Below are 23715 nucleotides of genomic sequence, written 5' to 3'. Positions count from 1 at the left end.
AGACGAGTAAGCTGGTCTAAATCTATAAGCGAGCCTGGTACGGTGCGAGCAGGCGGGAAAAACCGACCGAAAATCACTCCTGAGCTTTCAGATGAAAGCCGTTAGCGGCAAGTAATCACGGACGGCAGACGGCCGTTATCCCGGCAGGGCATGTTGGTGCCCGAAAAAGCGCTCCGATTCGTCGGGGAAATAGGGTGGTACCGCGGGTGTTTCCCGTCCCTTAGTGGACGGGATTTTCGTTTTTGAAAGGGAATATATGTTTCAACCTGTAAGCAGCAGAGTCAGTTTTCCGGAAATGGAAGAAAAAATCCTGAAGCTCTGGGCTGAAAAAAATGTTTTCAAACGCTCGATCGAAAATCGCCGGGGCGGAAAACGGTTCACCCTGTATGAAGGGCCGCCGACCGCCAACGGCAAGCCAGGCATTCATCATGTTTTGTCCCGGGTATTTAAAGATATTATCCCACGTTACAAGGTGATGAAAGGTTTTTATGCGCCCCGCATTGGCGGTTGGGATACTCACGGCTTACCTGTTGAACTCGAGGTTGAGAAAGCGCTCGGTTTCAAGAGCAAGACTGACATAGAACGCTACGGCATAGCCGAATTCAACAGAAAATGCCGTGAAAGCGTCTTTAAATACGTTGAAGATTGGAACAAGCTTACCGAACGTATAGGTTATTGGGTTGACCTCGATCATGCCTATATAACGATGAATAATAGCTACATAGAAACCGGGTGGTGGGTGGTAAAACAGCTATGGGATAAAGGTTTGGTCTATCAGGGGCACAAAGTTACGCCGCATTGCCCAAGGTGTGGCACATCGCTCTCATCGCATGAGGTAGCTCTAGGCTACGAAGAACACATCGAGGACCCATCGGTCTACATCAAATTTAAAATTGAACCCCATACGCTTAATGGCTCGATGGCGGCATTCCGGGATAAACCACTTTTCCTCTTGGCCTGGACGACCACTCCCTGGACGCTTCCGGCAAATACGGCGCTCGCCGTTTGCGGCGGCGCTGAATACAGCATCCTCGATCTGGGGGAGGAATACCTAGTCGTTGCCTCCGAGCGTCTCGAACCCAACGGCTTACAGGCCGCACACAAGGTCGGCAGGTTCACTAGTGAGAGTTTATTGGCGCTTAAATACCGCCCGTTGTTCGATCCGTTTGAGTTCGGTGTCCCGGTGAACAGATTGACCGAAGCCGGAATAGTGCCAGTAGAAAAGACTTCACTTGAATATCCCATCATTGCGACTGATTACGTCTCCATGGAAGACGGGACCGGCATCGTCCACACCGCCCCGGCCTATGGCGAGGTCGACTACGAGTCCGGCAAAAAATATGGCCTATACTTCATCCATCACGTCGATCTTCAGGGTAAAATCACTGGTTCTTACCCGGGTTCGGGCAAATTCGTAAAAGCCGCTGATCCGTTGATCACCCACGCCCTTAAAGAACAGGGGCTCGTTCAGAAAGCAGAGAAGATCCACCACACCTACCCATTCTGCTGGCGCTGCGGCACGCCGCTGTTGTATTTTGCCAAGCAGAGCTGGTATATCAGGACCACAGCCCGTAAAGCTGAGCTCATCGACGGCAATGAAAAGATTAACTGGTATCCCGAGCATATCAAGCGCGGGCGTTTCGGCGACTGGCTGCAGAACAACGTAGATTGGGCCTTCTCTAGGGAAAGGTATTGGGGAACGCCTGTCCCGGTGTGGAAATGTGAGACGTGCCAGGCAGCCGATTGCATCGGCGGGATGGACGACCTGAAATCCAAACCCGGCTTTTCAGGTTTTAAAGAGCCGTTGGATTTGCACCGGCCATACGTTGATGAACTCACCTACGATTGCCCGCAATGCGGCGGGAGGATGAAACGGGTCACCGACGTCATCGACTGTTGGTTTGATTCCGGCGCGATGCCGGTAGCCCAGTATAATTACCCGTTTGAAGCTGGCAGCCTGAAGATCTTCAATGACGGCAGGTTCCCGGCTGACTACATCTGCGAGGGCATCGATCAAACGCGGGGCTGGTTCTACAGCCTCCATGCCCTGGCGACTTTATTGTTCGATCAGCCATGCTTCAAAAACTGCATTTCTCTCGGCCTCATCCTTGATGAAAAAGGCGAGAAAATGAGCAAGACGCGGGGTAACGTGGTACTGCCCGAAACCGTGATTTCAAAGCACGGTGCGGATGCCGTTCGCTGGTACCTGTTTACAGCTTCACCGGCTGGTAATACCCGCCGCTTTTCAGAGAAGCTCGTCGGCGAAGTCACCCGGGCCTTCATGTCCACGCTCTGGAACACTTACTCATTTTTCGTCCTTTACGCCAATATCGACAATTATAAACCCGGAAAAGAACAGTACGAAGTTGCCTCAGAACTCGATCGTTGGATTCTCTCGGAGTTGAATCAACTGATATTAGAGGTTACCGCCGATCTGGAGAACTACGATCCCGTATCAGCCGGGAGATCTATCGAGGCATTTGTCGACTACCTTTCCAACTGGTATGTCCGGCGTTCTCGACGCCGGTTCTGGAAAAGCGAGTCCGACGCTGACAAGCTATCGGCCTACAATACTCTTTACGAGTGCCTGGTGAAACTCGCCAAGTTGCTGGCGCCGTTCATGCCTTTTGTTGCTGAAGAACTTTATCAGAATCTTGTGCTTTCGAAGGATAATGGCGCTCCGGACTCGGTGCATCTATGCGATTATCCGGAAGCGGATGAGTCCAAGATCGACGCTGTTTTGTCATCATCCGTCCGTTTAGCAATGAAAGTTTCAAGCGTCGGTAGGGCAGCTCGCGCCCAGGCGACGATCAAAGTGCGACAACCGATAGCCGAGGCTCTGGTTGCCGGTTTGACACCTTCTGAACAGGCGAACCTTCAAAAGCTGGCAGATTCAGTAGTTGAGGAATTGAACATAAAGAAAGTGGGATTTGTCGCCGACGTGGCTGCGCTGCCGGCAGATGCTTACTCGGTTGTTGCAGAAGGTCCAGTCACCGTCGCTATCGACAAACGTTTGAGTAAAGAACTTGCGGACGAGGGCCTGGTAAGAGAAATCACACATCGGTTGCAAGGGTTAAGACGGACTGCCAATTTTGAAATCGCTGACAACATTCTGGTTTTCTTCGAGACCGACGAACATACCGAATTGGTTATAAACGAATGGGCAGACTACATCAATAAAGAAACGCTGGCTAAAGCTTCGGTAAAAGGCGTCCCCATGGATGCCTCGATCACTGCTGAGAACTTCAAACTTGAGGGGCATGAAGTCAGACTTGGAGTAAAGAAGGCTTAGTTGATTTCAAAGTTGAAAAAGGGGCGCTTCAGGCGCCCCTTTTTTTCATTTCTTCGATTTACCTATCTAAGAATACACTGCGGGAGGTCCTTAAGAGCTTCCTTGACCATACCTTCCGGATATTCGTAGTCGGCTAATTTGCCCGACAGATAAGCATCATAAGCAGCCATGTCGAAGTGTCCGTGACCGGAATGGTTGAAGAGGATCACTTTTTTCTCTCCGGATTCGCGGCACTTAATGGCTTCATCGATAGCCGCTCGGATTGCATGATTAGTTTCCGGCGCGCTGATAAATCCCTCGGTCCGGGCAAACTGGATACCAGCTTCGAATGTCGGCAGTTGATGTACCGCCTTAGCCTCGATCAATCCCAGTTTGTAGAGGTGGCTAACGATGGGCGACATTCCGTGATAACGCAGGCCGCCGGCATGAACCGGAGGTGGCATGAATTTACGGCCAAGGGTGAACATCTTGGCTATCGGAGCCATTCCGGCAACATCGCCATAATCGAAAGCGAAGACGCCTTTGGTCAGGGAAGGGCAGCTTGAAGGTTCAACAGCGATAAGACGCGTCTTTTTTCCCGCGGTCAGGTTCTGATGAACAAACGGGAGAGCCATACCACCGAAATTAGAACCCCCGCCGACACAGCCAATGACGATGTCAGGATATTCACCTGCCATTTCCATCTGTTTCAGGGATTCCAGTCCAATAACTGTCTGATGCATCAAAACATGGTTCAGGACACTGCCCAACGCGTAATGAGAATCGGCGCGGGGGGCTGCATCTTCAACAGCCTCCGAGATGGCAAGACCCAGACTGCCGGGATTGTTGGGATCTTCTGCCAGAGCGTTTCGTCCCGCTTCGGTATCCATACTGGGGCTGGGTACACACTGCGCGCCCCAGGTCTCCATCATCATGCGGCGGTAAGGCTTTTGTTGATAGCTGACCTTGACCATGTAAACTTTGAGATCAATTCCGAACTGGCTGCAGGCAAAAGCCAAGGATGAACCCCATTGGCCGGCACCCGTTTCGGTGGCCAGGCGCTTGATGCCTTCTTTTTTGTTGTAATAGGCCTGAGGCACGGCGGTATTTGGCTTGTGGCTGCCGGCCGGGCTGGATCCCTCATATTTGTAGAATATCTTTGCCGGAGTTTGAAGAGCTTTCTCAAGGCGGTATGCCCGATAAAGGGTTGTCGGTCTCCAGCTACGATAAATGTCGATGACGGCGCCCGGAACATCGATGTACCTTTCTTTAGATACTTCTTGCATGATAAGTTCCATCGGGAATAGAGGCGCCAGGTCGGCCGGTCCAAGCGGTTCTTTGGTGCCCGGATGAAGGTACGGCGCAATAGGTGTAGGAAGATCGGCTTGAATGTTGTACCAAGCCGTGGGCATTTCCTTTTCATTCAAAATAAACTTTGTACGATCCATAGTTGTTTCTCCTTTCAATTTGTCTTTCAAGAGATAGAATCAGGCTGTTAACCAGTTTCCTTCAAAACATATTGGTGCACCTCCGGAGGGCAACAAAAAAGCCCTCTGCCTTAGTAAGGGGCAGAGGGCTCTGCGGTGCCACCCTTTTTAGCTTCGCCACACAGGCAGGAGCTATCTCATTACGGATACGCCATCATTCCATGGTATATATCCTGGGATTTTAACGCATCCCTCGCGGCTGCTCCTACTGGTCATCCTGACTTTCGGGCGGCGGCTCCCGGGCCCATTCAATTCCCGCTCAGGCGCCGGCTTTCACCTTCCCGGCTCTCTGCGGCCTGGCTTGGGAACCTACTATTCCCATTCACAGCTTTTGATATTGATTTGAAGCCAATATAGACCAATTGAAACTGGCTGTCAAGTATTAATACTTTGGTATTAAGTTGGCATTGATTGCTGGATTTGATACACTTCTGTTCGACAAACATCTCGAGGCAATATGAATTTAGTTGAATTTATAGCTGGGGCGGCAGATAGGTATCAAGACCGAACAGCCTTTCAAATGGGCGACAAGTGCCTGTCGTTTCGGGACCTGGATGGACTCTCCAACGGCTTAGCCGGGAATTTAATTGAGATGGGGGTAAAACCCGGCGATCGGGTCGCTTTACTGCTGGAGAACAGTCCTGATTTTGTGGTCTGTTATTTTGCCATTCTCAAAGCCGGGGCATTGGCCATTCCGCTGGATACCAAATACAAAATGCTCGAAATCAAAGCAGTCTTCGATGACTGCCGCCCTTCGACGTTGATCGCCGAGGGCGCGATATTGAAGACCCTGGGCGGTGAATTATCACGCTTCGAGTTTTTGAAAAACATTATCAGCAAAGCCGAAATTCCCGGAACCGCATATACCGTTCTGGATAGTCTCATTCGCTGTGCAGAATTTCCGCCTCAGATTAAACAATATCCCGACCTGGCTCACATCGCTTACACGTCCGGTCCCACCCTCAGACCTCACGGAGCCGAGATTACCCAGCAAAATCTTATCGAAGCGGCGGCAGGGTCCGCGGCTGGTTTTGGTCAGACCGATCAGGATACGGTCATTCTGTTCGCCCTGCCTCTGCACCATACTATCGGCATCGCAGTCATCATGATGACATCACTTTTCGCCGGAAGCCGGGTCATTATTGTATGCGGCGTGTCTATGGATGCTGCTTTATGCGCCATCGAAAAGGAACGCGCCACCATGTTCCACGGAGTACCGTTCATCCACGCGATGATGGTGAAACATATTAAAGACAACGGCCTCAAATACAATTTAATCACCCTGCGCTTCTGCGGCAGCGCCGGCGCCCCGATACCGGTCAAGGTTATCACTGATTTTGAAGGGCTGACGGGGAAAAACCTTATCCAGTTCTACGGTCTGACCGAGTCTACCAGCCACGTTACCTGCCAGGATGTTACCAAAAGCGGGCGGAGCGGTGGTGTGGGTAAAGCGATCCCCGGATTTGCTATTCGAGTCGTCGCCGAAGACGGTCATGATGTAATGGCTGGAGAATCCGGTGAAGTCATCATCAGAGGCCCGATAATGCGCGCCTACCACAACCTGCCGGATCTAACCGAGCAATTTGTTCAATCTGGCTGGCTTTATACGGATGACATCGGCTTTATAGATGACGAGGGCGAATTATTTATCAATGGCGTCAAAAAGCCGATGCTTATCACCAAAGGGCAAAACATATATTTCTCCGATATCTCGGACCTGCTGTTGAACCATCCAGCAGTTGCCGATGCCGCTGCTTCAGGCATCCTCGATCCCGATGGCATGCGGGGGGAGGTCGTGTTGGCGGTAATCAAATTAAAAGACGGTGCTATCTTGACCGAACAAGAGGTCAAGAAGTATTTCCTCGAAAAACTAGCCAACTACAAATGCCCCAAGAAAGTTGTGTTTGTCAGTGAGATACCCAGGAAACCTAATGGTGACCTGGATACCTTCGGTCTTTTGGACTAGCCCGTATAGGTTTAATGACCCTCAGCGTATAATGACGACAATGAGGGATGCGGCATTATTAGCCAAAGATGTAGCCCGGCTTCGGAAGGCAGTCAGCAGTAAACATGCGAGACAAACCGAGCATCCTGTTTTTGTAGTTCTCGTTGGCTTGCCAGGCAGTGGGAAAAGCTATTTTGCTTCCCGTCTGATTGAGAAGATCCCAGCAATCGTACTGGAAAGTGATTTCCTACGGAAGAATTTGGTGCGAAAGCCTGTATACACCCAATTTGAGAGTTTTCGATTATTTCGAGCCATTCATGAGTTAATCAGAGAACTCCTGGCCGCAAAGTATGCCGTGGTCCTTGATGCCACAAACCTGAGTGCGGATTCCCGTCGTCCATTGGCAGAAATTGCCAATGAAACAAATGCGAAAATTGTTCTTGTCCACTTGAACACTCCCAGGGAAGTGGCTGAAGAACGCCTAATCGGCCGCACATTCAAGCGAGATGGTTATTCTGATGCCGATTGGGCTGTTTATCAGAAACTGGAAACGGCTTTTGAGCCCATTCAAGGCCCTCACTATGAGATTACCGGGCCTATGGACATTTCGCCCGTTATTGATAAAATAGTCGCTGAAATCAAAAAGGACTGAAAAGGAGTCTCATGGACATCAAGCTCATCACCGAAGACCTGGAGAAAATCAAGGCTGATGCTATCATCGTAGGCGTCTTTGAAAATGGGGAAGACAACGAATTCGAAAAATCGATCGATACGGCTCTTGGTGGGGCAGTAGCCGCACTCCGGGAGAAGAAAGAGATCAAAGGCAAATCTGGCGAATTTACGGTAGTCCACTCTTTGGGCAAAATTGCCGCAGCCAAGGTCGCCATTATTGGGCTGGGTAAGAAACAAGAACTGGACGCCATCAAATTACGCGCTTATGTTGCCGATGCGGTCCGATCACTGCAGCGGAAAAATAATCTGGAACTTGTCCTGGCGCTACCGGACACTGGTATCAACGCCGGTGATGTCGGCCGTGTGGCAGTCGAGGCGGCCTATCTCGGGAGCTACAATTTCAGAAAGCATTTGACCAAAGAAGCCGAGTTCGGCGATATCAAGTCATTTAAAGTGCTTTCCTCCATGAAGTTCCAACAAGAAACCTTCAATACTGGCGCCAAAAGAGGAGAAATCGTTGCACAGATGACGATGCTTGCCCGGGACATGGGCAACGAACCCTCCAACTATATGACGCCACAAGATATGGCTGACACCGCTGAGAAGGTTGCCAAGGAATCAGGGTTCAAGGTCGAAGTGCTCGAACGTCGAGATATGGAAAAGCTAGGGATGGGCGGATTGCTTGGAGTATCAAAAGCATCTTTCGATAAGAACCCGCCCAAATTGATCATCATGCGCTACAAGGGCAAAGAGACCGACGGTTGGGACCTGGCGCTCATCGGTAAAGGTTTGACCTTCGACACCGGGGGCATTTCAATCAAGCCCGCCGACAAAATGGAAGATATGAAATTCGATATGTCCGGCGGCGCAGCAACCATCGCCGCTATGGGCGCTATCGCCAAATCGAAACTTAAAGTCAATACTATCGCCGCTGTCCCGGCGACGGAGAACATGCCGGACGGGGGCTCATACAAACCTGGCGATGTCCTGAAGATGTTCACCGGAAAAACCGTTGAAGTTATATCAACCGATGCCGAAGGCCGCCTTATATTAGCGGACGCACTTGGTTACATCAACAAAGAAAAGCCGGCAGCGATTATCGACATGGCCACTCTGACAGGTGCTTGCGTTATCGCCCTCGGCATGATAACCACGGCAGCAATAACTAACAATCAACCTCTGGTCGAAAAGGTCATCAAAGCTGGAGCTGCTGCAGGCGAGCGCATCTGGCAGCTTCCCGCCTATGACGATTATAAAGAGCAATACAAGAGCGACTATGCCGATCTCAAGAACGTCGGCGGGCGTCCGGCTGGAACGATCACTGCCGGACTCTTTCTTGGTGAGTTTGTCGGCGAGACGCCGTGGGTCCACCTGGACATCGCCGGTACCGCTTATGGCGAGAAAGAAAAGGGCATCATCACCAAAGGCGGCAGCGGTGTGCCGGTGGCGACGCTGGTAAACCTGGCGGAGATGTTAGCGGAGTCTTAGTCCCAAAGTCCGACCCCGATTTGACAGGGTTTTAGGCGCATGTTATTCTACGCCATGATGTTCACAGGCAGGTTCGGCTATACCTTCGCCTTTACCCAGCGCACCAGGGTGCGCTTGGGCCGGTCGAACATGAACTAAACAGTACTTAGAAGGCGAAAACTTTGAGACCACCTCCCAAGCGGGGGTGGTCTTTGTTTTAGGGAGAGTTTCCAGCTTGGAGCCACAGACCATACCGGGGCTGATAAAACGAAACGCCGAACGATGGCCCGACAAAGCAGCCATGTGTTACAAAAATTTGGGCGTATGGCATCGATATACATGGACCGACTATTTTGCAAAGATAAAATACTTTTCGATTGGGCTCATCAGTCTTGGTCTTAAGACCGGAGACATCGTCGCCATCATTGGTGACAATGAACCGGAGTGGTTCTGGGGCGAGTTTGCCGTGCAAGCGGCGGGAGCTATTCCCACCGGCATCTTTGTAGACGCTGTCCCCGATGAAGTTAAGTTCGTAGTCAATCATTCCGGTGCGACTTTTGCCATCGCGAATGACCAGGAACAGGCAGACAAATTCCTGGAGATCCGGGACACTGCTCCCCAGTTGAAAAAGGTTATTTACTGGGACCCCAAAGGGCTCAAGAATTACGATGATCCTTTACTAATCGGATTTACCGAAGTGATTGCCATAGGTAGGGAATACGAGAATAACTATCCGGGCGTGTTCGATGAGAAATTGTCACGGCTCAAATCTACCGATACCGCTTTTATTTACTATACCTCCGGCACCACGGGACAGCAGAAAGCGGCTATTCTTACCCATAAAGCGCTTATCGCGACAGCTTCAGGTTTCGTTACACGATATCCTCTTGACCAAAAGAGCGATCTCATATCCAATTTCCCAGCTGCCTGGGTGGGAGACAGTTTTTTTGCCACGATCCCTCACATCATCTCCGGAGCGCGATTGAATTTCCCCGAAGAACCGGAAACGGTAGCTGCTGATACCAGGGAAATCGGGCCGCATTTTGCCATTTATGGTCCTCGCCAATGGGAAGGCATCGTTTCGGACATCCAGGTCAAAATGATGGATGCCCATCCATTCAAACGCTTGGCTTACAAGGCATTTCTTCCGGTCGGTTATAAGTTAGCCGAAGCCAAATTGTCCGGAATCGATCCCGGCGCTTTTTGGAAAACGATGGGAAAAGTATCGGATGGGCTGATGTTTCATCCACTGAAAGACAAACTCGGCCTGTCGAGGGTGAGATGGGCAGTCACCGGATCATCGGTACTCGCTCTGGATACATTCAAACTCATTCACGCCATCGGGATAGAGCTCCGGCAGAATTACGCGTCGACCGAGGCCGGATTCATCGCTTCTCACGGACAGGGAGATATCGCGTTCGAGAGCGTCGGTAGGCCAGCTTTGAATACGGAAGTACGGCTAACCAACGAAGGCGAACTTTTCGTCCGCTCCGACTGCATGTTCTCTGGATATTACAAAGACGAGGCTAAAACCAGGGAAAGTTTTGCCACGGGCGGGTGGTTTCGCACCGGCGATGCTGTCAACATCAACGAAGGCGGGCACATTATTTTTCTGGACCGCCTTAAAGATATGGGCGAACTAAAAAGTGGCGCCAAATTCGCGCCGCAATATATCGAAGGCCGATTGCGCTTTTCTCCCTACATCAAAGACGCTATGGTCCTGGGTGACAAAGACAAAGATTACGCCTCCGCCATCATCAATATCGATTTCGCGATGGTGAGCAAGTGGGCACAGAACAACCATCTCAACTTCACCACTTACGTCGACCTGTCTCAAAAAAAGGAGATTGCCGACCTGGTGACTAAGGACGTCGCCCGGGTCAATAGCTTTCTACCCGAGAATTCGAGAGTCAAGAAGTTTGTGATTTTACATAAGGAGTTCGATCCAGACGAGGCAGAACTCACTCGAACCAGGAAATTGCGGCGGAGTGCCATGTACTCCCGGTACGCCGACCTTATCGAAGCGATGTATGGCGAAAACAAGGAAGTAGTGGTGGAAGCTCCGGTGACTTATCGTGATGGGCGCAAGGGCGTCGTAACGACATCCATTAAGGTGAGAGGACTTTAATGGCTGACTTGATGCAATTTGTCCTGACCGGCATCACCGTGGGTTTGGTGTATTCGTTGATCGCCCTCGGTTTCACTTTTATCTGGAAATCATCTTCTGTGGCCAACCTGGCTCTCGGCCAGATGGTGCTGCTTTTTTCCTGGATTGCCTATGGCACAATACAGCAAGCGGGTATGCCATTTTGGTTGGGGTTGCCAGTTACTATTTTTGCCGCAGCCGCGGTCGGCTGGATACTCGAGCGGGTTATCTTAAGACCCCTGATAGGTCAACCTATTCTATCCCTTATTACCGTAACCCTCGGCATTGCTTTCATTTTCGAAGGGCTTGTCGCCATGTTCTGGCCGATTTCAACCGCGGCCATGCCGGACTTTATTCCCGATGAGCCGGTACATATTCTCGGCGCGGTGGTTTCCCAGGAATATCTCTGGGCGGCGGGCATCGCGCTGGTTCTCTTCATCATTGTCAGCTTGTTTTTCCGCTATCATCGGTATGGCGTGGCGATGAGAGCCACCGCCGACGACCAGATGGCTGTTTGGGCGTGCGGTATTCCGGTAACGAAGATTTTTTCGGTTTCCTGGATGTTTGCGGGGGCGCTCGCCGCCATCGGCGGGGTGTTGATGAGCAGTATTGGCGGTATAACCACCGGTCTCATCGAAACCGGACTTAAATCCTTCTCTGTAGTTATCCTAGGTGGTCTCGACTCGTTCCTTGGAGCGATCGTCGCCGGGCCGATAATCGGCCTGGCGGAAAACGTCGGCGGTGGCTATTTGACCGACCTGACATGGTCCGGTGTTAAAGACGTTATTCCCTTCATCATCATAGTAATCGTCCTGTTCATTAAGCCGTTCGGCTTATTCGGACAGGAAAGGATCGAGAGGATCTAGCGTGGCACTTCCTTGCGGGACTCGCAATTTCAGCTATGCCGCAGACATGGCCATTTTCCGAACCAAAACGCAATGGGCGCTGCTACTTATCGGCTTGGCAGTCCTTTTCACCGCCCCGTTATGGTTATCTTTCTATTGGCTCGGAGTAGTCAATCTCATCGGAATAACCATCATCGCTGCGACCGGATTGAACCTGCTAACCGGGTATTGTGGCCAACTATCGGTCGGGCATGCCGGGTTTATTGCCGTGGGAGCTTTTACATCGGCGGTGTTGACAGCAAAACTGGATCTGCCGTTTTTAGTTACTTTGCCTGCCGCCGGGCTTCTGGCAGGTTTGATCGGCATCATTTTCGGAGTTGCGTCTCTCAGGGTCAAGGGCTTTTATCTAGCAATTTCGACTATCGCCGCCCAGATTATCATCCTTTGGGTGATCAACCATCTGGATAACATCACCGGCGGCTTCATGGGCATGGCGGTGCCCAGAGCTGAAATATTTGGCTTCACGTTTAAAACCCCTCAGAGTCTGTTTTTTCTGATCATGACCGTGGCTGTTATGGTCGTATTCTTCGCCAAGAACCTGGCCCGGACTCGCATCGGCCGGGCGTTTGTGGCCATCAGGGACAACGACCTGGCTGCTGAAGTCATGGGGATAAACCTATTCCGATATAAACTTCTTGCCTTTTTCCTCGGCTGCTTCCTCGCCGGCGTGGCCGGTTCGCTAACCGCCCATTGGGTAACCTATGTCAGCGCCGAACAATTTTCCATCACGGAATCGATTCTCTATGTCGGCATGATAATCATCGGCGGTGCTGGAACAACTCTTGGACCAGTATTGGGAGCTATCATTATCCGTCTCCTCCAGCAAGGTGTCACATACGTATCGCCAATTTTGGAAAGCACTTTCTTCGGCAATTTGCCGTCTGGTTTTACCGCCGGACTTGGTCCGTTTTTATTCGGTCTCGTCATAGTATTATTCCTGGTCCTTGAGCCGCGAGGTCTGGCCCACCGCTGGAACCTCTTCAAAGCCTCCTACCGGCTCTGGCCTTTCTCATATTAGATTTAGGAGGAGAAGATGTGATGCGTTGCCCGGCGACCAGACCATAATAAAGGAGGGAAAATGAAAGGAAAAACCTGGTTCAATAAAGCATGTATCGCTCTTGTCACGCTTATAGTCGCTGGGCTGCCGATTTTGGCTTCCGGCTGCGGTAATGGAAATGGTTCAACAACCCCGCCACCCGGCTCAAATACCGATGCGGTGAAGAATCCGATAAAAGTTGGAATAATGGCGCCATATACAGGTGCAGCGGCATCTAAAGGTAAGCCCATGGGAGATGGGGTTCTTGATGCTATCAAATACATCAATACCGAATTGAATGGTGTTCAAGGACACCAGATTCAACCCGTTTTCCGTGACGGTCAATACAATGCCCCTATCGAGACAACAATAATTAATGAATTTATTTCGCCATCGAGTGGTATAGTCATGTTCACCACTCAAGCATCCGCTGAAATGACCGTGGTTATGGGTATTGCCAATGAAGCCGGCCTGCCGGGTTTCACCGTATTCTCAGCCCCAAATATAACCCAACCTGCGAAGCATCAATTTGCTTCCTTCCCCGATTATGGCGATGACTGGGTAGCCTTTGCTAAATACTACCTGGCCAATATCTGGAAAGGCACGGGTAAGCCCAAAATGGCATTGCATCTCCTGAATAATTCGACCGGTCAGGGTGCGAAAGATGCCGCCGATAAATCAGCTGCCAGCCTGGGTATTGAAATCGTCGCTGTCGAAACTCATACCTCAACGACTGCATCCGAAATTGAAAGCCTGACTCGCATCAAGGCGAAAAACCCTGATGTCATTTATATCTCGTCCACTCCACCCCCGACCGCGGTAATTCTGAAAAATGCGGCGACCCTTGGCATAACCCCTGGCGTCACCATAGGGTGCGGCGGAGCATCGTTTACCAGCGAAATGGTCAATTTGGCCGGCGCAGCCGCCGAAGGCGTCTTTGGTATTTATCCGACAGTTGCCTGGGGGGATAACGTTCCTGCTATGGCTAAGATGACCGAATACCTTACCAAGAACCATCCCGAAGATGCCAACAACATGGACTATATCACAGGTTGGGCAGAAGGCTTGCTCATTGCCGAGATTTTGAATAAAGCGATCACCAACACTCCCGGTGGTGGCAACGCTCTTACTCCTGCACTTGTTGAAGCCAATGGTTTTAAGAAGTTAAGCGGTTTCGATGTTGGCGGTTTACAAGGTCCCGCAACTTACACGGTTGGCGACAACCGGTTCAGTAAGACAGTTAAACTGTATCAAGTGAAAAGCGGGAAGATTACTGGCATCGGTTCATGGATCGATGCTCCTTACATCGACTATGGTTTCAAATAGAAAGAAATTTGGGGGAGGGGATCTAACTCCCCTCCCCACCCCTAAAAATGCTTAAGATAAACAACATAGAAGTCGCCTACCTCAACGTCATCCGCGTTTTGCACGGAGTTTCTATGAGCGTGTCTGAAGGGCAGATAGTTACTTTGCTTGGAGCGAACGGCGCAGGGAAAACGACAACACTCAAAGCCATTTCCGGTTTGCTTCATGTTGAAGAAGGCGAAGTCACCGACGGGAATATCGAATGGAACGGAGAACGCATCGATAAAAAGAACGCCGAATACATTGGGCGGCTGGGTATCGTCCAGGCGCTCGAAGGCAGACGCGTTTTCGAGCATCTGACCGCTGAAGAAAATCTCCTGGTAGGCGCTTTCCATCGGAAAGATCGTTCCGAGGTGAAGAATGATCTAGAGATGGTCTACAGCTACTTCTCCCGACTTCGGAACCTGCGTAACAACACTGCCGGATACCTTTCCGGCGGCGAGCAACAGATGGTGGTTATCGGCCGGGCGATGATGGCGAAACCCAAACTGATGATGCTGGACGAGCCATCGCTAGGCCTGGCGCCGCTGATGGTTGATGAGATCTATTCCATAATCAAACGATTCAACGAGGAACAGAAGACATCGGTCCTTCTGGTTGAACAGAACGTTCGCATAGCCCTGTCCATCGCCCATTACGGGTATGTCATGGAGAATGGTCGAGTCGTTCTGGATGGTACTGCGGACTTCCTTAAAAATAATGAGGATGTCAAAGAATTCTACATGGGCCTTTCTGCTGTGGGTAAGCAGAAGAGCTACCGGGACGTGAAGCATTATAAGCGGCGCAAACGTTGGCTATAATCAGAAAATCGAAAATTGATAGTCTAAAATTGAGCAAATAAATCGAATGAGTCAGCATTACGATAAACTTGAATCTATGACCGTCTCGGAGCGAAAAATCTACCTCGATTCTCGCCTCAGGCAGGCGGTATCTCGTGCCTACCGAGGGGCACCCGCGGCTAGAAGGATGATGAAAGCAGCCGGGGTTAAACCGTCAGATATCACCACGGTTTCTGACCTCGAAAAACTGCCTATCACACGGAAAAATGATCTCATCGAGGCTCAAAAAGTAACTCCACCTTACGGGGGTTATTATGTTGGTAAGCCGGAAGGTATCGAACGCATTTTCATTTCGCCCGGACCAGTGTATGAACCTCTCCATTCTTCGAAAATTGAATGGTTCGCGCGGTCATTCTGGGCGGCAGGATTCCGAAAAGGCGATGTCGTAATTAATACTTTCACCTACCACCTTTCGCCAGCGGGCACATTATTTCAAGAAGGGCTGAGAGATTGCAGGGCAACAGTGGTGGTGGCTGGCGCCGGCAATACTGACATTCACATCAAGGCTATGAAAGACCTCGGTGTGAATGGATTCGTGGGGACGCCCAGTTACCTGATGTCTTTGATAAAAAAGGTCGAAGAAACCGGTAGTAATTTCAAAAAGGACTTTCGCATCGATAAGGCTTGGGTTACCGGTGAAATGCTATCTCCATCGATGAGGCAAACCCTGGAGAAAGATTATCGAATCGATACTTATCAAACTTATGCAGTGACAGAACCAGGCGGGACTCTGGCCTATGAATGTTCGCAAAAATCAGGTTTGCACTTGATGGACGACTATGTGGTTGAAATCGTTGATCCATCGACGGGAAAACAACTGGCGCCGGGTGAGGTTGGTGAAGTAGTGGTGACACCTTTACATAACCCTCATTGGGGTTTGATTCGCTTTGGGACCGGCGACCTGTCCAAAATGATTGTCGATAACTGTCCCTGTGGGCGTACTGCTCCTAAGCTCGTCGGGCTTCTTGGACGCTCAGGAGAAGCGGTCAAAGTTCGGGGTATGTTTGTTGTACCCAAACAGGTCGAGGCTGCCCTTGCGGCTGTGAATGAAGCCGGCAAGTTTCAATTAGTAGTTCGACGGATCGATAATCGTGATACCCTGACTCTGAGACTGGAGTTAAAATCCGGCAATACCGATGATTTTGAACTTCGAAAACGGGTCGAATCTGCCTTTCAAAGTGCCTGTATCGTGAAACTGGACCGTCTCGAATTGCTACCTCAAGGAACAATCCCATCGGAGTCTAAAGTAGTACTTGACGAAAGAAAATGGGACTAAAATGGCCCAACCAATAATTTCGGCAGAAAAACCGGTAAAGGTCAGCCTGCGAAACCTGACACTATCATTTGGCGGAATAACCGCGCTTAAAGATGTTTCTGTAGATATCCGAGAAAATGAGATCCTGGCTATTATCGGTCCCAATGGCGCCGGCAAGACCTGCCTGTTGAATTGCCTCAACGGCTTCTACAAGCCCCAAAAAGGGGAGATTTTGTTCGAGGGAAGGAATATCTCCCGCATCCGTCCGGATAAGGCTGCAAGAATGGGTTTAGCCAGAACGTTCCAGAACATCGAATTGTTTTCGGGGTTAACAACACTAGAAAACGCCATGGCGGCCCGGCACGTGTTTATGAAGCAGAATCTCTTGACCGGGGCTCTTTACTTCGGCCCGGCTCATAACGAAGAGATCCGGCATCGAAGGGTTGTGGAGGATATCATCGATTTCCTGGAAATCGAGCCGGTGCGCAACAAAACGGTGGCCTCGCTTCCCTATGGAATGAGGAAAAGAATTGAGTTAGCCCGTGCCTTGGCGCTTGAGCCTAAAGTCCTTTTATTGGACGAACCAATGGCGGGCATGAATACCGAAGAGAAGGAAGACATCGCCCGATTCATCGTTGATATCTTCGAAGGACAGGGTGAGTCTTATCCAGATACCCCGGTTTTGCGGGACGGGATTCGCACCATTGTACTTATCGAACACGACATGGGTGTTGTCATGGACCTGGCTGACAGGATCGTCGTTCTGGATTTCGGGCGGAAGATCGCCGAGGGTACTCCCGAAGAAATCAAGAATAATCCTCTTGTGATCTCAGCTTACCTGGGCCAGAGCGCAAAGAAATAGAGTAATTGTATGTATTGGAGAGGCAGGACTAAGGGCCTTCCTCAGCCATAATTTTGTCGCGATAGTCGGTGATACGCCGGCACTGCGGACCTTCACACTTGGAATTAATTCTGAGCTTTTTTGCCCGTGTTTCCAGTTTGGCCAACGTCTTTTTGTCGGTTGCCCCGAATTTCGTGTAGCTGGCGCATTTTGCCGTGCCGTCGGGGTAAACCATGATCGTCACTTCGTCACTAACGGCATCGCATTTAATCGTGGTGGCGGTGACCTGCCAATCGGGTTTTGACATAATTCCAGCATTATAACATACCTAACATTTTTCCAGAATATGACCATTGGTTGAATTTAAGGAATAACCTGTCACTAACCTTTCATTTTTAGAGACGTTTCAATAATTGAGTACTGAATCAACAATAAATAGGTGATTTCACGAATTGCCCAAAGCCCAAGTGAATAATATGATGGGCAATGAACACACGAAGTATTCGGTCCAAAACCCTGATTCCAGGAGAATCTATGGCGTATAGGTATTTGAGACAACGCCGCGTTAAAGTGGCCACGGTATATCCCGAATCTATTGAAATAGCTACTTCTCAACTGATAGGTAGCCTATTGGTCTTCGGCTTGGCCTTGGGAGGACTCGCGATAGGCTACTCTTCGGTGGCGATCCAATGGGCAGTGACATCCGTTTTGGCATTAATTGGACTATTCTTGACGGTCGCCGGACTTTGGACTCTGATCAGAAAGCGATAATCAAAGCTGTTCTCTGTCCAGCGGAATCCCGGTTCCTGTGGCCTTCGCGATGAGTTTTCCATCTTGGTTCTGTACTGAAATTTCAGCCATCATGGTGCGTTTCCCGGCTTTTATTACCCGGCATTCCGCAGCTAACTCATCGCCCACGACGGCAGGATTGAGGAAATGGATATTGAATTGGCTGGCAATCGTCGGGAAATGCAGCGAATTCAAAGCATAACCGAAGGCCGAATCAGCTAAGGTTACAATAATTCCGCCGTGCAGCGTGCCGACAAAGTTAAGAAACTCAGGACGTACCTTGAAACTCACCTTGGAAAAACCGTCCGAAATTTCCCTTAACTCGATTCCCAGCGTCTGCCATGCCGGTTCGCTGCAGCTGGCTTCGCGCATCCGCTCGATGTTTTCGCGGCTCATGCCTCGACACCCTCGTTGAGAATCCTATAGATAGTTTCCATATCCAACGAATTTCTAACCAGGTCTGCAAGGGCGTCATAATGTTTTTCTTTATCTAATGGGGCATCGTAAATTCGCTCAGGCAAACCTTTGCGGCGCCGCAGGTTATTCAATAAACCTCGCCGGAATCCGTGACTCAGGAAGATGCCGTGGATGTAACTACCAACAACCGTCCCTTCCTCGTTTGCGCTGCCATCGGTATAGAATGCTGGCCCGTCCTGGGTTTCAGTAATCTGGAATGGGCGGATCCGGCTTTCAGTCCTTCCCATATGAATCTCATAACCGGTTAGAATTTCCCCCTTTAAACCTTCCAACAAACCCCGCTCGCCGGTGACAATGCCTTTCACTTGTGTTGTCGCTTTATCGCTGATGAAAGTAGTTTCGGCATCGATCAAGCCAAGTCCTTGAACCGTGTCATTATCCGATTCGACATGGTTCGGATCGTGTATCAGGTTTCCAAGCATCTGATACCCACCACAGGCGCCGAAAACGGGTGTACCTGACCTGGCTTTCTTAATGATCGACTCAGCGACGCCAGAGTCTCGTATGGCCAGCAGATCCGGAACCGTAGTTTTGGAACCGGGGATAATAATAAGGTCAGGATTCCCCATCTCTTCAGGGCGGCAGATGAAGCGGAGGTTGGCTCCATCTTCTTCCAAAGGATCGAAATCATCGTAGTTGGATATTCTGGGACTCCGGATGATGGCAATATCCAGGTCGGCATTGGACACGGCATTCCGGCGCTCATCCAGATAGACCGAATCCTCCTGGGCGAGTAAGATATCTCGATAGTAGGGCACTACTCCCAGCACGGGCAGCTTGGTCCGCTCCTCCAGAAAGTCGTTGGCGTCTTTTATCAGGGTGACGTCGCCTCGGAACTTATTGATTATGAAACCTTTTACTAATTTCCGTTCGCTTTCATCAAGCAACTCGAGCGTGCCAACAAGGAAAGCGTAAACGCCGCCACGATCGATATCGCCCGCTAGCAAAACCGGCGCCTTTGCCAGTTTGGCGATGCGCATGTTGGCGATCTCCCTGGCTTTAAGGTTAATCTCGGCAGGGGAGCCGGCGCCTTCGATAACCACGATGTCATACCGTGATCTGAGGTATTCGAGCGATTCTTTGACCTTGTCGAGTAGCATCATCGTGTAGTTGTAATAGTCCTTGGCGGATGAGGTATCGAAAACCTTTCCATGTACTATGATCTGGGCGCGGGAATTAGCCTCCGGTTTCAAAAGAATCGGATTCATGTGAATGCTGGGGGCGATACCTGAGGCTTCGGCCTGCATTGCCTGAGCCCGGCCAATTTCGCCGCCCTCGGGCGTCACAAACGCGTTGAGAGCCATATTCTGAGCCTTGAAGGGCGCCACCCTATAACCGTCTTGTTTGAAAATCCTGCAAAGGGCGGCGACCAGCACGCTCTTCCCCACATTTGAAGAAGTTCCCTGTACCATAATAACTTTCGCATTTTTCGTCGACATTTTGTCCTCCAGGCACGCAGATTATATCAAGTGGGCCGATCGGAGACTATGTTTGATGTTAGATGAGGGAAAGCGCTTTACAAACTTAGCCACACAAGGTTAAAATTGCTTTGTTTTGCGGGTGTAACTCAGTGGTAGAGTTCCTGCCTTCCAAGCAGGTTGTCGCGGGTTCGAATCCCGTCGCCCGCTCCAAAATGAAATTCTTTGTCCCGGAAGAATTCCAACTCCGGGACATTTTTTATTTATTTGACGAGATGCCCCGCCTGGTTGCGTAGGCAACCGCCGCCGCCCGGTTTCGAAGCTGGAGCTTATCCAAGAGCCGCGATAAATAGGTACGGACCGTGCTTTCTCCAAGGAACATTTTCTCAGCAATTTCGGAGTTGGTAAGACCGTCTCCGACTAGCTTCAAGACTTCCATTTCCCTGGGAGATAAGTCGATATCTTCCTTGTTTGCCTGACGCTGCCGGAATTCTGACACCAGTGACCCTGCCATCTGGGGCGAGAGAATAACCTCACCGTTTGCCACCCGCCTGATGGCTGAAACAACATCTGTGATCCCTGATCCTTTTAGGAGATAACCCTGGGCGCCGTATTTCAATGCGGTAAAAAGATCTTTTTCCTCTGCAGACACGGTGAGCATTAGTATCCTGGCCCCAGGCGCCTTTTCCCTAATTACCGGCAATGCCTCAAGACCCGTGCACCGGGGCATCAAAATATCCAGAAGAATGACATCGGGTTGCAACGCGGTGGATTTAGCAATGGCCTCATTCCCATCCGCTGCTTCGCCAATGATGTGCATTTTTTCTTCGCCTGCCAGGATCGAAGTAAGACCGCTTCTGACAATCGCGTGGTCGTCAACAATAAGTATGCGAGTGTTTTCAGACATGTATTAGTTCCTCTCCAATGGAATATCGACGGTCAATGTGGTTCCCTTTCCCGGCATACTGAAGATTTTCAGGCCGCCCCCCGCTGAAATAGCCCGTTCCTTCATCACGTTCAAGCCATGACCATGCCGTGAGTGCCCGTGATAATATTGGCCGACGTCGAAACCCTTTCCATCGTCTTGAATAGACACACAAAGGTGCCCGTCGCGCCGAATCATCTCAAAATTGATATTTTTAGCTTCCGCGTGTTTACGAATATTGTTCATTGCTTCCTGGCAGATCCGCAATAGCTGCAGTTCGATATGCGGCGGCAGCGAGGGTTCTGTCTCCGGAAGGTTAATTCTGTAATTAATGCCAGCATCCTGTTTCAAATGATAGAGGTAATTCTTGAGGTGAGACATCATCTGTCCGGCGCCGGAATATTTTCGAAGCAACTCCAATGACTCCAGGGCTTCGATTCTTGATTCTTCAACGAGACGAAGAAGCTTATCGACCTCATTCATCTGGATGCCGCGCCGTTTAAGTTCCCGTTCGATTATCTGAGCCTGCCAATTTATAGCCGAAAGCGTCTGAACGGTGCCGTCGTGAATCTCGCGAGACAACCGTTGTCTCTCTTCAGTGACGAATTCTTTTTCCAGGCGCTGCTGAAGGTTGACGTTCACCAGGTAGGGCAACGAAGCGGCCAGGCTTACCGCGGCAATATAAATCAAAAAGTAGCTGATTTCGGTTGCATTGAAACTGGCGCTTGATACTGGCGCCACGAGTTGAGCGAGCAAAACGTCTAAAACAGAGGCGACGCCGACAGTCATCGCCAGATATGAAGAATAGAACAGGGAGGCCGTCAAGACAGGTGACAATGTGTATAAAAGGAATGGACTGCTCACGCCTCCAGTAAGCCAAATTAAAAAACCACAAAACAAAAGGTCGAGGGCAAGAAGCAGTTGGCCTGCTAGGTATCGTTTGGGGGAAGCAGGCGTGATGAACTTAAAAAGGGTATAACCGGTCACTCCCCAAAATATGACTGCGGACGATAGGGGCGATTCGATTCCATTTACATTTAACTGGCTGGCTGCGATAACCAGAGCAAGCGCCCGATACAGATTCAGGTATAACCTTAATCTGCCGCCGAATCTCATCGCTTGAGTGAATGAGGATGGATCCTGCATATGCGTCCTTAGCGGAACCCGTAATGCCGATGACCTGGTAAACTCGGATTATAATAAAGCGCCCTTCTCCCAGTGTCAACGAACATTATATTGTCAATCAAGATCGTGGGAATGATAAGTGGAATTCCGATTGTCTTTATTGCGGTAGCGATCAACCCCCTGCCCGGCGCCTGAGTGTCAGGGCGGCGAGGATGGAGGTGAATACAGCAAAACCAAGCAGAAAGGCCAGATCACCACCGACACCACCAAGGGATTCACCCTGGCGCATGATGTTGCGCAAGCCATCAACGGCGTAGGTCAAAGGAAGGATTTTGGAAACTCCCTGCAAGAAGCCGTTCATTTGCTCCACTGGCCACAGCACCCCGCCTAAAAATACTTGCGGCACAATAATAAGGGGTATGAACTGGACCATCTGGAATTCGTTCTTGGCAAAGGTGGAGATGAATATGCCCAATGTCACCGACCCGATAACGATAGCCATCTGGAAGACCAGTATCTCCCAAAGGGCTCCTTTATAGGGAACGTCGAATATCCATACGGTAAAGAAGAAGATGATGAGTGTCTGAATCAGGGCAAAGATCATGAAACCAAGCAAATATCCCAAGACAATATCGGTTCTGGAGACGGGCGATACCATCAGCCGTTCCATGGTACCCTGAGAACGCTCGCGCAAGAAACTGATGCCGGTGAGTAAGAAACTGAAGAATAGAGCCATCATAGCGATCAACGCAGGAGCCGTGAGTTCCAATTGGGCATTTCTGTTGGGCATACTGTAACCGATAAGCGTCATCACGACCACGGGGACAACGATTATCAACCCCAGTGTCCGATGGTCGCGGCGTAACTGGGTTATCACTCGTTGAGCGATTGCCAAAGCCAACCTAGGCATGATTCTCGGCGCCTTTACGAATGAAATACAGAAATGCGTCTTCAAGGTTCGCTTTTGGGTCGCTGGTGGCAATAATAAGATCACAGGGCGATCCGCGGGCGATAACCTTTCCGCCGCGAAGAAATGCCAGGCAGTCGCAATGAGTCGCATCATCCATTGTGTGGCTGGAAATTATCAAAGTGTGCCCAGCGGCCGTAAGTTTCCGGAAATAATCCCAGAAGTGGACACGTAATTCCGGGTCAAGACCAACGGTCGGTTCGTCAAGGAAGATGATTGGAGGATTGTGAACGATGGCGCATGCCAGGCTTAAACGTTGCCGCATGCCTCCCGAAAGCTCATGCGCGCTGGTATCGCGCTTCTCCCACAAATCGACTATCTTGATAACCTCATCGACGCGCGATTTTCTCCTTGGTCCTTCGATCATTCCATAGATTTTGGCGAAGAATTCGACGTTTTGTCGTACGGACAGTTCCTGGTAGACCGAGGGAGTCTGGGGCATGTACCCAATGATCGAGGACCTCTGCCGGGTTAAAGGTTCACCAACAATGCGAATTGCTCCTTGGTCGGGTTGAAGCAATCCCGACATCAATCTGATCAGTGTAGTCTTACCGGCGCCGTTGGGTCCAAGCAGGCCGAAGGCTTGGCCCTTTGGGATGTCCAGAGACAGTTCATCGATGACTTTGAGATGACCGTATTTGAAGCTGACGTTATTTACGGAGACGACATCGTTCGCAGTCATGGTATTGGGTGTCACTTTAATACCAGTGTAGGCTATTGTCAATAGATTCAATGCACTCTGTGCTATAATTGGCGGATTATTTATGAGCAAGCTCGATTAATTG

General features: G+C 50.3%; 20 protein-coding genes, 1 tRNA gene and 2 other annotated features (1 of these 23 only partly in view). Of the genes, 13 read left to right on the top strand and 8 right to left on the bottom strand.

From position 1 onward, the window contains the following. Positions 1 to 224, top strand: a binding site (T-box leader); it begins 16 nt to the left of the window's first position. A 32-nt stretch (positions 225 to 256) separates the two neighbouring features. Beyond that, entirely contained in the window at positions 257 to 3292 is a 3036-nt protein-coding gene (ileS, locus tag HX448_RS05150; RefSeq protein WP_102330553.1) for an isoleucine--tRNA ligase, read from the top strand. Between the two features lie 62 nt (positions 3293 to 3354). Here the strand turns inward: ileS and HX448_RS05145 are convergent, their stop codons facing one another. Beyond that, positions 3355 to 4719, bottom strand: coding sequence for a TrpB-like pyridoxal phosphate-dependent enzyme (locus HX448_RS05145; protein WP_102330312.1), 1365 nt, complete (start codon positions 4717 to 4719; stop codon positions 3355 to 3357). 113 nt (positions 4720 to 4832) lie between these two features. After that, positions 4833 to 5093, bottom strand: a binding site (T-box leader). A gap of 122 nt (positions 5094 to 5215) precedes the next feature. On the opposite strand from HX448_RS05145, the gene HX448_RS05140 reads away from it, so the two are divergent. The 10 genes from HX448_RS05140 to HX448_RS05095 all read left to right on the top strand — a co-directional run bounded on the left by HX448_RS05140 (position 5216) and on the right by HX448_RS05095 (position 17250). Continuing rightward, entirely contained in the window at positions 5216 to 6724 is a 1509-nt protein-coding gene (locus tag HX448_RS05140; protein ID WP_102330313.1) for a class I adenylate-forming enzyme family protein, read from the top strand. Between the two features lie 40 nt (positions 6725 to 6764). Next, positions 6765 to 7355 carry a P-loop nucleotide/nucleoside kinase family protein gene (locus HX448_RS05135; RefSeq protein ID WP_162485861.1) on the top strand — a complete coding sequence of 197 codons (591 nt, stop codon included), beginning with the start codon at positions 6765 to 6767 and terminating at the stop codon, positions 7353 to 7355. Between the two features lie 11 nt (positions 7356 to 7366). After that, positions 7367 to 8863 (top strand): leucyl aminopeptidase, encoded by a 1497-nt coding sequence (locus HX448_RS05130; protein ID WP_102330315.1) that lies wholly within the window; start codon positions 7367 to 7369, stop codon positions 8861 to 8863. Between the two features lie 184 nt (positions 8864 to 9047). Continuing rightward, the gene (locus HX448_RS05125; RefSeq protein WP_226846866.1) at positions 9048 to 10970 is read left to right on the top strand and encodes an AMP-binding protein; all 1923 of its coding nucleotides are present in this window, start codon (positions 9048 to 9050) and stop codon (positions 10968 to 10970) included. Beyond that, positions 10970 to 11854, top strand: coding sequence for a branched-chain amino acid ABC transporter permease (locus HX448_RS05120; protein ID WP_102330316.1), 885 nt, complete (start codon positions 10970 to 10972; stop codon positions 11852 to 11854). Before HX448_RS05125 ends, HX448_RS05120 begins: the two co-directional genes overlap by 1 nt. A gap of 1 nt (position 11855) precedes the next feature. Further along, positions 11856 to 12911, top strand: coding sequence for a branched-chain amino acid ABC transporter permease (locus HX448_RS05115; RefSeq protein WP_102330317.1), 1056 nt, complete (start codon positions 11856 to 11858; stop codon positions 12909 to 12911). Between the two features lie 60 nt (positions 12912 to 12971). Further along, the gene (locus HX448_RS05110) at positions 12972 to 14255 is read left to right on the top strand and encodes an ABC transporter substrate-binding protein (RefSeq protein WP_102330318.1); all 1284 of its coding nucleotides are present in this window, start codon (positions 12972 to 12974) and stop codon (positions 14253 to 14255) included. Positions 14256 to 14302: 47 nt separating this feature from the next. After that, positions 14303 to 15094 (top strand): ABC transporter ATP-binding protein, encoded by a 792-nt coding sequence (locus HX448_RS05105; protein WP_102330319.1) that lies wholly within the window; start codon positions 14303 to 14305, stop codon positions 15092 to 15094. Positions 15095 to 15140: 46 nt separating this feature from the next. Beyond that, positions 15141 to 16409, top strand: a complete 1269-nt coding sequence (locus tag HX448_RS05100; RefSeq protein ID WP_102330320.1) for a phenylacetate--CoA ligase family protein — start codon at positions 15141 to 15143, stop codon at positions 16407 to 16409. A gap of 1 nt (position 16410) precedes the next feature. After that, complete coding sequence (locus HX448_RS05095; protein WP_102330321.1) at positions 16411 to 17250, top strand: ABC transporter ATP-binding protein; 840 nt, start codon at positions 16411 to 16413, stop codon at positions 17248 to 17250. A 28-nt stretch (positions 17251 to 17278) separates the two neighbouring features. Here the strand turns inward: HX448_RS05095 and HX448_RS05090 are convergent, their stop codons facing one another. Next, positions 17279 to 17536 (bottom strand): hypothetical protein, encoded by a 258-nt coding sequence (locus tag HX448_RS05090; protein WP_102330322.1) that lies wholly within the window; start codon positions 17534 to 17536, stop codon positions 17279 to 17281. Positions 17537 to 17763: 227 nt separating this feature from the next. On the opposite strand from HX448_RS05090, the gene HX448_RS05085 reads away from it, so the two are divergent. Then, the gene (locus tag HX448_RS05085; protein ID WP_102330323.1) at positions 17764 to 18000 is read left to right on the top strand and encodes a hypothetical protein; all 237 of its coding nucleotides are present in this window, start codon (positions 17764 to 17766) and stop codon (positions 17998 to 18000) included. Here HX448_RS05085 and HX448_RS05080 read toward each other — a convergent pair whose 3' ends face one another. Beyond that, the gene (locus tag HX448_RS05080) at positions 18001 to 18414 is read right to left on the bottom strand and encodes a PaaI family thioesterase (protein WP_102330324.1); all 414 of its coding nucleotides are present in this window, start codon (positions 18412 to 18414) and stop codon (positions 18001 to 18003) included. Then, positions 18411 to 19934, bottom strand: coding sequence for a cobyric acid synthase (locus tag HX448_RS05075; RefSeq protein WP_102330325.1), 1524 nt, complete (start codon positions 19932 to 19934; stop codon positions 18411 to 18413). The genes HX448_RS05080 and HX448_RS05075 overlap by 4 nt, the downstream gene beginning before the upstream one ends. Positions 19935 to 20051: 117 nt before the next feature. On the opposite strand from HX448_RS05075, the gene HX448_RS05070 reads away from it, so the two are divergent. Further along, positions 20052 to 20126: transfer RNA gene (locus tag HX448_RS05070), tRNA-Gly, on the top strand. A 46-nt stretch (positions 20127 to 20172) separates the two neighbouring features. Here HX448_RS05070 and HX448_RS05065 read toward each other — a convergent pair. The 4 genes from HX448_RS05065 to HX448_RS05050 form a co-directional block, all read right to left on the bottom strand. Beyond that, entirely contained in the window at positions 20173 to 20820 is a 648-nt protein-coding gene (locus HX448_RS05065; protein ID WP_102330326.1) for a response regulator, read from the bottom strand. Positions 20821 to 20823: 3 nt separating this feature from the next. Then, entirely contained in the window at positions 20824 to 21984 is a 1161-nt protein-coding gene (locus HX448_RS05060) for a sensor histidine kinase (protein WP_102330327.1), read from the bottom strand. 151 nt (positions 21985 to 22135) lie between these two features. Further along, positions 22136 to 22873, bottom strand: coding sequence for an ABC transporter permease (locus tag HX448_RS05055; RefSeq protein WP_102330328.1), 738 nt, complete (start codon positions 22871 to 22873; stop codon positions 22136 to 22138). Then, positions 22866 to 23663, bottom strand: coding sequence for an ABC transporter ATP-binding protein (locus tag HX448_RS05050; protein ID WP_226846864.1), 798 nt, complete (start codon positions 23661 to 23663; stop codon positions 22866 to 22868). Before HX448_RS05050 ends, HX448_RS05055 begins: the two co-directional genes overlap by 8 nt. Positions 23664 to 23715: the final 52 nt, after the last annotated feature.

This window comes from Dehalogenimonas etheniformans (assembly GCF_014672715.2).
Taxonomy (GTDB): domain Bacteria; phylum Chloroflexota; class Dehalococcoidia; order Dehalococcoidales; family Dehalococcoidaceae; genus Dehalogenimonas; species Dehalogenimonas etheniformans.
Note: the sequence above shows the minus strand (reverse complement) of the source record. Positions and strands in the feature narration are given on the sequence as shown.

What these genes read in the sequence shown, in the direction of transcription:
- ileS (WP_102330553.1), top strand. Translation starts at nt 257, where the DNA reads ATGTTTCAACCTGTAAGCAGCAGAGTCAGTTTTCCGGAAATGGAAGAA.
- HX448_RS05105 (WP_102330319.1), top strand. Translation starts at nt 14,303, where the DNA reads ATGCTTAAGATAAACAACATAGAAGTCGCCTACCTCAACGTCATCCGC.
- HX448_RS05110 (WP_102330318.1), top strand. Translation starts at nt 12,972, where the DNA reads ATGAAAGGAAAAACCTGGTTCAATAAAGCATGTATCGCTCTTGTCACG.
- HX448_RS05085 (WP_102330323.1), top strand. Translation starts at nt 17,764, where the DNA reads ATGGCGTATAGGTATTTGAGACAACGCCGCGTTAAAGTGGCCACGGTA.
- HX448_RS05095 (WP_102330321.1), top strand. Translation starts at nt 16,411, where the DNA reads ATGGCCCAACCAATAATTTCGGCAGAAAAACCGGTAAAGGTCAGCCTG.
- HX448_RS05075 (WP_102330325.1), bottom strand. Translation starts at nt 19,934, where the DNA reads ATGTCGACGAAAAATGCGAAAGTTATTATGGTACAGGGAACTTCTTCA.
- HX448_RS05060 (WP_102330327.1), bottom strand. Translation starts at nt 21,984, where the DNA reads ATGCAGGATCCATCCTCATTCACTCAAGCGATGAGATTCGGCGGCAGA.
- HX448_RS05145 (WP_102330312.1), bottom strand. Translation starts at nt 4,719, where the DNA reads ATGGATCGTACAAAGTTTATTTTGAATGAAAAGGAAATGCCCACGGCT.
- HX448_RS05090 (WP_102330322.1), bottom strand. Translation starts at nt 17,536, where the DNA reads ATGTCAAAACCCGATTGGCAGGTCACCGCCACCACGATTAAATGCGAT.
- HX448_RS05130 (WP_102330315.1), top strand. Translation starts at nt 7,367, where the DNA reads ATGGACATCAAGCTCATCACCGAAGACCTGGAGAAAATCAAGGCTGAT.
- HX448_RS05135 (WP_162485861.1), top strand. Translation starts at nt 6,765, where the DNA reads ATGAGGGATGCGGCATTATTAGCCAAAGATGTAGCCCGGCTTCGGAAG.
- HX448_RS05080 (WP_102330324.1), bottom strand. Translation starts at nt 18,414, where the DNA reads ATGAGCCGCGAAAACATCGAGCGGATGCGCGAAGCCAGCTGCAGCGAA.
- HX448_RS05120 (WP_102330316.1), top strand. Translation starts at nt 10,970, where the DNA reads ATGGCTGACTTGATGCAATTTGTCCTGACCGGCATCACCGTGGGTTTG.
- HX448_RS05065 (WP_102330326.1), bottom strand. Translation starts at nt 20,820, where the DNA reads ATGTCTGAAAACACTCGCATACTTATTGTTGACGACCACGCGATTGTC.
- HX448_RS05055 (WP_102330328.1), bottom strand. Translation starts at nt 22,873, where the DNA reads ATGCCTAGGTTGGCTTTGGCAATCGCTCAACGAGTGATAACCCAGTTA.
- HX448_RS05140 (WP_102330313.1), top strand. Translation starts at nt 5,216, where the DNA reads ATGAATTTAGTTGAATTTATAGCTGGGGCGGCAGATAGGTATCAAGAC.
- HX448_RS05100 (WP_102330320.1), top strand. Translation starts at nt 15,141, where the DNA reads ATGAGTCAGCATTACGATAAACTTGAATCTATGACCGTCTCGGAGCGA.